The 8852-nt window shown below is 67.5% G+C and carries 8 protein-coding genes and 1 pseudogene; 8 read left to right on the forward strand and 1 reads right to left on the reverse strand.

Annotation, left to right across the window (positions count from 1 at the left end; all coding sequences use genetic code 11):
- The 8 genes and pseudogenes from BEN49_RS29340 to BEN49_RS07085 form a co-directional block, all read left to right on the forward strand.
- Positions 1–1196 (forward strand): annotated as a pseudogene (locus BEN49_RS29340) (hypothetical protein); the annotation flags it as partial.
- Entirely contained in the window at positions 1175–2542 is a 1368-nt protein-coding gene (locus tag BEN49_RS31165; protein WP_239691852.1) for a BamA/TamA family outer membrane protein, read from the forward strand. The pseudogene BEN49_RS29340 and the gene BEN49_RS31165, both read left to right, overlap by 22 nt.
- 168 nt (positions 2543–2710) lie before the next feature.
- A complete protein-coding gene (locus tag BEN49_RS07065) occupies positions 2711–3325 on the forward strand; it encodes an RNA polymerase sigma factor (RefSeq protein WP_070742351.1) in 615 nt (204 codons plus the stop codon).
- Complete coding sequence (locus BEN49_RS26270; RefSeq protein ID WP_070742352.1) at positions 3322–3813, forward strand: hypothetical protein; 492 nt, start codon at positions 3322–3324, stop codon at positions 3811–3813. Before BEN49_RS07065 ends, BEN49_RS26270 begins: the two co-directional genes overlap by 4 nt.
- 190 nt (positions 3814–4003) lie before the next feature.
- The gene (locus BEN49_RS07075) at positions 4004–4249 is read left to right on the forward strand and encodes a hypothetical protein (RefSeq protein WP_125916591.1); all 246 of its coding nucleotides are present in this window, start codon (positions 4004–4006) and stop codon (positions 4247–4249) included.
- A gap of 286 nt (positions 4250–4535) precedes the next feature.
- Positions 4536–5027 carry a carboxypeptidase-like regulatory domain-containing protein gene (locus BEN49_RS25435; RefSeq protein WP_158022776.1) on the forward strand — a complete coding sequence of 164 codons (492 nt, stop codon included), beginning with the start codon at positions 4536–4538 and terminating at the stop codon, positions 5025–5027.
- A 14-nt stretch (positions 5028–5041) separates the two neighbouring features.
- Positions 5042–5875 carry a TonB-dependent receptor gene (locus BEN49_RS29345; RefSeq protein WP_438831776.1) on the forward strand — a complete coding sequence of 278 codons (834 nt, stop codon included), beginning with the start codon at positions 5042–5044 and terminating at the stop codon, positions 5873–5875.
- Between the two features lie 11 nt (positions 5876–5886).
- Entirely contained in the window at positions 5887–6963 is a 1077-nt protein-coding gene (locus BEN49_RS07085) for an outer membrane beta-barrel family protein (RefSeq protein ID WP_070742355.1), read from the forward strand.
- 179 nt (positions 6964–7142) lie between these two features.
- On the opposite strand, the gene BEN49_RS07090 is transcribed toward BEN49_RS07085, so the two are convergent.
- The coding region (locus tag BEN49_RS07090; RefSeq protein WP_083325855.1) for a thiamine pyrophosphate-dependent enzyme at positions 7143–8852 on the reverse strand (1710 nt) is incomplete at its 5' end.

Genomic DNA, 8852 nt, shown 5'->3' on the forward strand with positions numbered 1-8852 from the left:
TGGCCGCGGCCGCCCTGGCGGCGTGCTCGCCGCTGAAGCTGCTGCGCCCCGGCCAGCGCCTGCTCAGCAAAATGGAGGTGGTGGGGGCCGATGGCGCCGACCAGGAGCGCCTCGTGGCCCTGGCCCAGCAAAAGCCCAACACCCGCTTTCCGCTGCCCAAGTTAGCCATCTACCTGCTGGGAAACCGCTTTTACGACTCGGTGCGCATCAGAAAGCAGCTGGTGGCCATCCGCCAGGACTTTGAAAAGCGCCGCCTGGCCGCCGGCGACGACTCGGCCAAGCTGGGCCAGCTCCTCAACCGGCGCGAGCGCAAGCTCAACCGCAAGCAGCTGGTGCTCGACAAGGGCAACGCCATCATGCGCCTGGGCGAGGCCCCGGTCATCTACGACACGGCCAGCACCCGCCGCTCGGTGGAGCAGATGTCGACTTATCTGCGTAGCCAGGGCTACTTCCGGGCCCGGGTGGTGGCCACCGACACGTCGCGCTACCGCCACAACCCGCTGCTGCGGCTGCTGGCCGGCCGCCACGCCGCCGACGACTCGGCCGACCGCGCCAAGCTCTACCGCCGCGTGACGGTGCGCTACCGCGTGCGCCAGGGGGCCCCGTTTGTGCTCAGCCAGCTCACGGCCAGCATTCCCGACTCGGGGGTGGCGGCCGTGGTGGCCGCCGGCCGGGGCGCCAGCCTGCTGCACGTGGGCGACCGCTACAACGAGGACGTCATCGGCCAGGAGCGCACCCGGCTCGAAACGCTGCTCAAAAGCAACGGCTACTACGATTTCCGCCAGGCCTACATCACTCTGGAGGCCGACACCAGCTACCAGGCCTTCACCGTGCGCCTGCGCACCAACATTGCCAACCCGGGCCCCGGCCTCGGCCACCGCGTGTACACGCTGCGCCAGGTGACGGTGATTACCGACGCCGGGGTGGGCCGGGCGCTGCGCGTGGCCGTGGCCGATACCCTGCGCCGGCCGGCGCCCGGCGGCGGGCGGGGCCCCGGACCGGCCCCCGCCTGGGGCTTCGCCTCGATACGACGGTGGTGGACTCGGTGCACTTTGCTGCGGTGCGCCAGCGCTTCAGTCCGCGGTTGCTGGCGGGCAAGGTGGCCGTGCGCCCGGGGCAGCTCTACAGCCTGCCGCGCACCCAGCTCACGCAGCGCCAGTTTGCCAACCTCGACATGTTCCGCTTCAACCCCGTGACCTACCGCACGGTGGACGCCGACGGGGTGGCCGATAGCACGGATACCGGCCTGCTCGACGCGGTGGTGACGGCCACCCCGGCCCCCAAGTTTCAGGAGAGCACCGAGTTTGGCGGCACCTACGTGTCCAACCTCGTGGGGCCCTTCGTGAACGTGCGCTTCAAAACGCGCAACCCCTTCGGCGGGGCCGAGGTGCTGGAGCTGAGCGCGCGCGTGGGCTTCGAGGGCCAGTACAACCGCGCCACGGCCGAATCGGAGTACACGACGCTGTTCGGGGCCACGGCGGCGCTGGTGCTGCCGCAGTTTTTGGTGCCGTTTCGCATCAGCCGCGACTTTTCGCGCTACAGCCCGCGCACGCGCTTCTCGCTCTCCGACACCTACGTGAGCCGGCCCGAGTACACGCGCACCAACGTGGAGCTAACCTACGACTACATCTGGCAGCGCTCGGCGTTTCACCAGTTCGTGGTCTCGCCGGTGGTGCAGAACGTGGTGAACACCACCTCCATCAGCGCGGCTTTCCAGCAGCGGCTCGATACGCTGCGCATCCGCGACGGCTCGCCGCTCTACCAGTCGTTCCGGCAAATTTATGAGCCGAGCATGGCCGCCTCGTCGCTCTACAACTCCAACGACTTCAACGAAACCCGCGACGCGCGCTACTTCCGCCTGTTTGTGGAGGTGGGCGGCCTCACCCGCGACGTGTACCGCCACGCGGCCTGGTACGACCCGGCGGTGGCGGTGTACAACTTCGCCAAGCTCACGGCCGACTACCGCCGCTACCACAAGCTCTCGCCCAATACGTTCCTGGCCTACCGCTTCAACGGGGGCATCGTGCACGCCCTTACCCCCACCGACGGGCGCTACACCGTGGCCTACGACAAGTACGTGTTTGCCGGGGGCAGCAACAGCGTGCGCGCCTGGAAGCCGCGCCGCCTGGGCATCGGCGGCTTTTCGCCCACCACCATCAACGACGCGGGCAACGTGGTGCGCGACTACAACTCGGAGCAGCCCGGCGAGCTGCTGCTCGAGGGCAGCGTCGAGTACCGCTTCCCGGTGTATTCGTTCGTGAAGGGGGCCCTGTTTACGGACTATGGCAACACCTGGACGATTACCGCCGACCCCCAGCGGCCGGGGGCCCAGTTCAAACCCGGCACCTTCCTCCAGCAGTTTGCCGTGGGCTCGGGCGTGGGCGTGCGCCTCGATTTCACCTTCCTCATCCTGCGCCTCGACGTGGCTGCCAAGGTGTACGACCCCAGCGCCCCGGCCACCGAGCGCTGGGCCATCAAGCGCTTCTACAAAGACAGCGAGCACGAGCCGGCCTTCAACCTGGGCATCGGCTACCCGTTCTAGACGGTGGTACAAGGCTGGCGAAGAATTGGTTGGAGCAAAGGCCGTCATGCTTCGGCTGCGCTCAGCATGACGGCCTTTGCTCAACAGCTTTGAAGAAAACCTGCGCCCGCCGGGGCCCCAAAAACTGCGGGGTGCAACATCTTTTCGGCCGCCCGGTCTAATGCGCAGATGAGCCACTTGCCCGCCCCCGACGTGACAGACCAGCAGCTGGTGGCGCAGGTGCTGGGGGGCAATACCGCCGCCTTTGCGCAGCTCGTGCGGCGCACCGAGGGCCTGGTGACGCAGCTGGTATTCAAGCTGGTTCGCCACCCCGCCGACCGCCCCGACCTGGCGCAGGAGGTGTACCTGAAGGTGTTTAAGAACCTGGCCGGGTTTAAGTTTCAGGCCAAGCTCTCGACCTGGGTGGGCCAGATTGCCTACAACACCTGCCTGCACTACCTCGAAAAGAAACAACTGGTGCTACTAGACCCCGCGGAGCCCGCGCCCGACGACCCGGCGCCAGCCGGCCGCCGGGCCCCCCCGCAACTGGTGGCCGGCCCGGCCTATGATCCTGAAGCGGCCCTGTTCGACCAGGACCTGGCCGGCATTCTGGGCGCGGCCATCGAGCAGCTGCCCCCGCTTTACCGCACCCTGGTGGCCCTCTACCACCAGCAGGAACTGAGCTACGAGGAAATCGGGCAAATCACGTCCCTGCCCGACGGGACAGTCAAAAACTACCTCTTCCGGGCGCGCAAACTACTCAAGCAGCGCCTGCTAGCCACCTACCACCGCGACGACCTATGACCCAGCCCCACCTTTCCGACGACGCCTTGCAACTGGCGGCGGCGGCCGCCCCGCTGCCGGCCGCCGCCGCCGCCCATTTGCCCGGCTGCCCCCGCTGCCAGGCCCAGGTAGCGGCCTACCGGCAGCTGTTTGCCGCCGCGGCCCACTTGCCACCGCCCGCTTTTGCGTTCGACCTCGCGGCGGCAGTGCTGGCCCAGCTGCCCCGGCCGCGGCCGGCGTTCCCGTGGGTGCTGGTGCTGGTGGCCGTGCCGGTGCTGGGCGTGGTGGGCGCGTTTCTGGCCCTGTTTGGCGGCGCGCTGGGGCAGGCGCTCCACGGCTTGCCGGCCGGGCTGGGCGCCGGGCTGGGGGGGGGTGGCCGCCTTCCTCGTGGCCGGGCAGTGCCTGGAGCTGCTGGCCCGGCACCGCCGGCAAATGCGCCTGCTCGCTTTTTCGTAGTTTTTTTGCAACCTGCTCGGCTCCGGCCGGTCTCATGCGGTATTACCCCCTAGCCTGGTTATGAAAAGGTTTTTGCTACTCCTGCTTTGCTGTCTGACCACCGAGGCCGCCCAGGCTCAGGCCCCCCCGGTGCTTGCTATTGACGCGTTGGAGTTCAGCCGCCGCGTTCTTTTCCCGGGATTTGCGCTCTTTCTAATCGGTTACTTCATCATAGCCGCCATAAAAGCAGTGTTGGATTACCTGTTGAAAAACAAGATAATCGAAACGACAGCCATTTCAGAGCGCGTGGTCGAGGGCCTGCTGCCCGGCCCCCAGAACGAGCAGCACAAGGTGGTGAAGTGGGTGGCGCTGCTCCTGAGCACCGGCGCGGGGCTTTTGCTCTGCAACCGGTACCTGCCCCTGGGCCTGCACTCCGTCATCATCCTGCTTTTCAGCACCGCCCTGGGCTTTTCGGCCTACTACCTCTACTTGCGCGGCCAGGCGAAATAGGCCTTTCCAACGCCTTTCTGCTTATTCTTCTCCGGGGCCGCCGGCCGCCAGGGGCCCCAGCCGGCCGACCGCTGCCATGGCGGCTGCCCCTGGCGTCTAAGCCACACCCTTTTTTTCCATCGCTCTAACGCCAAACCCCATGAATCACCAAGTATTCTCAGCACAACTTACTAGGTATTACCGGGTAGCTTGTATTGCAATAATCTTTGTTAAACAGCTGCTTATGCTAAAGACCAAGGCATTGGCAAGCAAGTTGGGGCATCGGGCCTGTAGCCACTCAGCCCTGATGAGCCGGGGTAATATCGTGGCTTTCCTGCTGGTGGCGGCCACCTGGGGGCCCCACCTGGCGGCGGCCCAGGGCCCCGGGCAGCTGGCCGGCACGCTGCTGGACCAGCGCACGCGCCAGCCCCTGCCCTTCGCCAACGTCGTCCTGCTGCGGCTGCCCGACTCGACGCTGGTAGCAAGCGCCCAAACGACGGAGAACGGCGCGTTTGTGCTGGCGGAGCTGGCGCCGAGCACCTACCTGCTCCGGGCCGAGGCCCTGGGTTACCAGTCTGCGCGCCGGGTGGTGGCGGTGGCTGCCGGGGCCCGGGGCTGCGTCTGGGCGCGTGGCTGCTGGCGCCGGCGGCCGTGCGGCTCGGCGGCGTGGTGGTGCAGGGCGAAAAGGCGGCGGTGGTCAACGAGCTGGGTAAAATCATCGTCAACGTGGACAAGGACCTCAACAGCGTGGGCGGCACGGCGGCCGATGTGCTCCAGAAAGTACCATCCGTGGCCGTAGACGACAACGGGCAGGTGAGCCTGCGGGGCAACTCCAGCGTGACGCTTTACCTCGACGGCAAGCCCGCGCCCAGCAGCCTGCGCCTCGACCAGCTGCCCGCCAGCCGCCTCGAAACCATCGAGGTCATCACCAACCCGGGGGCCCAGTATTCGGCCCAGGGCACGGGCGGCATCATCAATTTGGTGCAGAAAAAGCAAACCCAGCCCGGCCTGAACGGCGTAGCCCAGGCCACGATGGGTACCCGCGATAAGTACAGCGCGGCGCTTAACCTCAACCGGCGGGTGGGCAAATTCAATTTTTTTGGCAGCACTAACTTGGTAAACAACCGGTTCCGGGGCAGCGCGGGCTTGCAGCAGGTGGCTACGGCCGACGGCCGCACCACCCGCACCGACCAGACCGGCCAGAACCTGCGCCACCAGGCCAGCGAGGACCTGCAATTGGGCGTGGACTACGCCCCCAACGACCAGGAGCGCTTCACCCTGAGCACCGAGCTCTACAAGAACGACCTGCGCCAGACCAGCGACTTCGCTACCCGGCTCACCCGGGGCCCCGGCCCGGCCCTGGCGCTGCAAAACCAGAACCTGGAGGTGGACGACCTCTACAACGCCCGAATTGCGGGCAGCTACCGGCGCACCTGGGCTACTCACGCCGGCCGCGAGCTGACGGCCAGCGCCACCTACATCCTCGACGGCGGCACGGTGACCACCGAGCAGCGCGTGCTGGACGGGCCGGCCGACTACACCCGGCAGGCGCGCCAGCAGCTGCTCGACGTCACCATTCACCTGCCCTCCGCGCAGTTCGATTACGTGCACCCCCTGGACGACAAGCGCGCTGGGGCGCGGGCCTGAAAACAGACGTGATGGTAACGCCCGGCTCGGCCGATTATTCGGTGCAGCCCACCGCCGGGGGCCCCTTCGTGCGGCAAGAAGCAGGCTCGTATCGCTACCGTTACCAGCAGGTTATCCCGCAGGCCTACGGCAACTACCAGCAGAAGGCGGGCCTGTGGGACTACCAGGTGGGCCTGCGGGCCGAATTCACGGGGCTGCAAGCGCAGGTGCTGCCTGCGGGCTCGGCCCGCCAGCGCATTTTCAACCTGTTCCCCGCGGCCACGGTGGCGCGCACGCTGCCCCACGAGCAGCGCCTGCAGCTCAGCTACGCGCGCCGGCTGAACCGGCCCAATTTTCTGCAAATCATTGCCTTGCCCATCTACACCGACGCCCGCAACTACGCGGTGGGCAACCCCAACCTGCGCCCCGAATACGTGCACGTAGCGGAGCTGGGCCACCAGGTGGCGTGGCAGGCCACCACGCTGAGCACCACCCTTTTCGGGCGCTTCGCCAGCCAGTCCATCCAGAGCCTGCGCACCATCGACACGCTGGCCACGCGACTCAGCGGCCAGCCCGATTTCATCGCCCGCACCAGCTACGCCAACTTCGGCCGCACGGCCAGCTACGGGCTCGAAATCTCGCTCACGCACCCCCTGGCGGCGTGGTGGAAGCTCACGGCCAACGGCTCGTTCTTCCGCAGCCAGGTGGCCAGCTACGCCGGCGATGGCACCCGGGCCAACTTCACCGGCACGGCGTATTTGCTCAACACCTTCAGCCCCACCAAGACGCTGGCCGTGCAGCTCAGCGGCAACTACCGGGCCCCGCTGGTGGTGCCCCAGGGCCGCCTGCTGGCCGTGTACGGCGTGGACGTGGCCCTGCGCCAGCGGCTGCTCCACGACCGCGCCGCCCTCACCCTGCGCGTGAGCGACCTGTTCAACACCCGCCGCCAGTACACCCAGCTGGCCGCCGACGGCCTCACCGCCGACCTGCAATCCAAGTACGAAACGCGCGTGGGCTACCTGGGCTTCACCTGGTTTCTGGGCAATAACAAGCCCGGCGGCAACATTGAAAACCAGCCCAAAGGCGACCCCGGCGGGTTTGGCGGGTAGTGGCGAGTAGTGGCGAGTAGTGGCGGATTGACGGTCATGCTGAGCGCAACGGAGTGAAGCCGAAGCATCTCTACTGCGGCACTAATCAATGATTAGTCAGCGGGAGAGATGCTTCGACTCCGCTCCGCTGCGCTCAGCATGACAACCTTAACTAACTTTCTGACAACTGCCAACTAAACTCAAAACGCCAGCAGCTCCCCGAGCGCTTCGGCTACTTTGGCGGCGCTGGGCAGCATCCGCTTTTCCAGCTCGGCGTTAAGGGGGATGGCGGGCAGGTTGGCGGCCCCGAGGGTGAACACGGGCGCGTCAAGGGCCATGAAGCAGTGGCGCTGAATGCGGCCGGCCAGGCTCTCGGCGAAGGAATTCATGAGCGGTTCTTCGGTGAGGACCAGCACTTTGCCGTGGCGGCCCACGGCGACCTGCACCTCCGCGAAATCCAGCGGATTAAGGGTGCGCAGGTCCAAAATTTCGACGCGGCCGGGGAACTCGCGGCTGGCCGTGCGGGCCCAGTGCACGCCCATGCCGTAGGCGATGACCACGGCCGTGCCGCCGCCGCGCTGTTGGGCCAGGTCGGCGGCCTGGGCCACGGCGGCCTGCCCGAGCGGGATGACGTAGCCGGCGGCGGGCTCGACGGTTTTGGCCTCCTCGGTGCCGGATACCTTGCTCCAGTACAGGCCCTTGTGTTCGAGCATGACGACCGGGTTCGGGTCCAGGAACGCGGCCCGCATCAAACCTTTCATGTCGGCCGCGTTGCTGGGGTACACCACCTTGATGCCGCGGATGGTGAGCAGCGTGCTCTCGATGGAACCCGAGTGGTAGGGCCCCCCGCCGCCGTAGGCCCCGATGGGCACCCGGATGAGGGCCGGCACCGGGAACTTGCCCATGCTCAGGTAGCAGCTCTTGCTGAGCTCTTCTACCAGCTGGTTCAGCGCGGGCCAGATGTAATCGGCAAACTGAATTTCGACGATGGGCCGGGCCCCCACGGCCACCATACCGGCCGTGCTGCCCACAATGTAAGCCTCCTGGATGGGCGTGTTGAACACCCGCTTATCGCCGTACTTTTTGGCCAGCAGCGCCGCCTCGCGGAACACGCCGCCCAGCTCGCCGCCCACGTCCTGCCCATAGAACAAGGCCTCCGGGAATTCGGCCAGAATATCGTCCACGGCGTGCAGGGCGGCGTCCACCATCAGCACCTTGGGGGCCCCGGCGGGGGCCCGCTCGCCGGCCTCTGCGGTCACGGCGGGCGGTGCAAACTCGTGGTCGGCAAAGGTGGCGGGGTTGGGGTCCGGCGCGGCCAGGGCCAGGGCCCAGTCGGCGGCCACGGTGGCGCGGGCTTGCGCGGCAAGCACGGCTAGCTCGGCTTCAGAGGCGCCGGCGGCCAGCAGGCGGCGGTGCAGGCGGGGCAGCGGGTCGTTGGTTTGGTGCTGGGCGAGGTCGTCGCCGCGGTACCACTCGCGGCGCACGCCGCTGGTGTGGTGGCCCAGCAGCGGGCATTTGGCGTGCACCAGGGCGGGGCCCCGGCGCTGGCGCACGTGGGCGTAGGCCTCGGCCAGGCCCTTATAGGAGGAAATCAGGTCGGCCCCGTCCACCCGCACGCGGTGCAGGCCGGGGAAGCCAGCAGCGAATTCGTAGGCGTCCATGGCCCGCATCTCGCGGCCGGTGGCCGAGATGCCCCAGTCGTTGTCCTGCACCAGGTACACGATGGGCAGCTGGTGCAGCACGGCCATTTGCAGGGCCTCGCTCACCTCCCCTTCCGTCATGGCCCCGTCGCCGATGGAGCACAGCACCAGCGGCGGCAGCGGCGCGGGGGCCTCGTCGGGGTCGGCGCGGGTGCCCAGCAGCGGGCGCAGGGCCTCTTGCAGCCAGGCGCCGTTTGGGCCCCCCCGGCG

The organism is Hymenobacter coccineus, assembly GCF_001816125.1.
GTDB classification, from domain to species: domain Bacteria; phylum Bacteroidota; class Bacteroidia; order Cytophagales; family Hymenobacteraceae; genus Hymenobacter; species Hymenobacter coccineus.

Bases quoted from the DNA above. Each gene is read 5' to 3' on its own strand.
- BEN49_RS31165 (WP_239691852.1), top strand. From the start codon at position 1,175: ATGTTCCGCTTCAACCCCGTGACCTACCGCACGGTGGACGCCGACGGG.
- BEN49_RS07065 (WP_070742351.1), top strand. From the start codon at position 2,711: ATGAGCCACTTGCCCGCCCCCGACGTGACAGACCAGCAGCTGGTGGCG.
- BEN49_RS26270 (WP_070742352.1), top strand. From the start codon at position 3,322: ATGACCCAGCCCCACCTTTCCGACGACGCCTTGCAACTGGCGGCGGCG.
- BEN49_RS25435 (WP_158022776.1), top strand. From the start codon at position 4,536: ATGAGCCGGGGTAATATCGTGGCTTTCCTGCTGGTGGCGGCCACCTGG.
- BEN49_RS07085 (WP_070742355.1), top strand. From the start codon at position 5,887: ATGGTAACGCCCGGCTCGGCCGATTATTCGGTGCAGCCCACCGCCGGG.